Annotated in this window: 2 protein-coding genes; both read left to right on the top strand. The window is 45.9% G+C overall.

Features of this window, described 5'->3' with window-relative positions; translation table 11 throughout:
• Nucleotides 1–199, top strand: a 199-nt coding sequence (locus GMD1S_RS10715) for a 7-cyano-7-deazaguanine synthase (protein WP_000552502.1), incomplete at its 5' end; no start/stop codon positions are given.
• Nucleotides 199–641: 6-carboxytetrahydropterin synthase QueD (gene queD / locus GMD1S_RS10710; RefSeq protein WP_000464563.1), on the top strand; the 443-nt coding region annotated here is incomplete at its 3' end. The genes GMD1S_RS10715 and queD, both read left to right, overlap by 1 nt.

Raw genomic sequence — 641 nt, 5'->3', positions numbered from 1 at the left:
TATCCAAACACCTCTCATGTGGCTAGACAAGGCTGAAACTTGGGAGTTAGCCGACCAACTTGGTGCCTTTGACTACGTTCGTGAGAAGACCTTAACCTGCTACAATGGGATTATCGGTAGTGGCTGCGGTGATTGTCCAGCCTGCCACCTACGCCAGCATGGCCTTGATGTTTATCTCTCACAGAAAGGAGAGAGCTAATGTTTTTTGCTCCCAAAGAAATCAAACAGGAAACTGGGGAATCTCTTATCTACAATCCTCACAGAACCTTGGTATCAAAAGAGTTCACCTTCGATGCTGCCCACCACCTCTTTCACTATGAGGGAAAATGCAAGTCCCTGCACGGCCACACTTATCATCTGCAAATTGCTGTCAGTGGATTTTTAGATGAACGGGGTATGACCTACGACTTTGGAGATATCAAAGCGATCTACAAGAACTACATAGAACCCCACTTGGATCATCGCTATCTCAATGAAACCCTGCCTTATATGAACACGACTGCTGAAAATATGGTTTACTGGATTTTTCAAACCATGAGCCAAGAGTTGCCAGACGAGCGCAATCTCCGTTTGGAATATGTTCGTCTCTATGAGACTCCGACTGCCTTTGCGGAGTTTAGACGGGAGTGGTTAGATGACTA

It is taken from the genome of Streptococcus sp. GMD1S (assembly GCF_000296875.1).
Taxonomy (GTDB): domain Bacteria; phylum Bacillota; class Bacilli; order Lactobacillales; family Streptococcaceae; genus Streptococcus.
The sequence above is the reverse complement of the archived record's forward strand: the minus strand, read 5'-3'. Positions and strand labels throughout refer to the sequence as shown.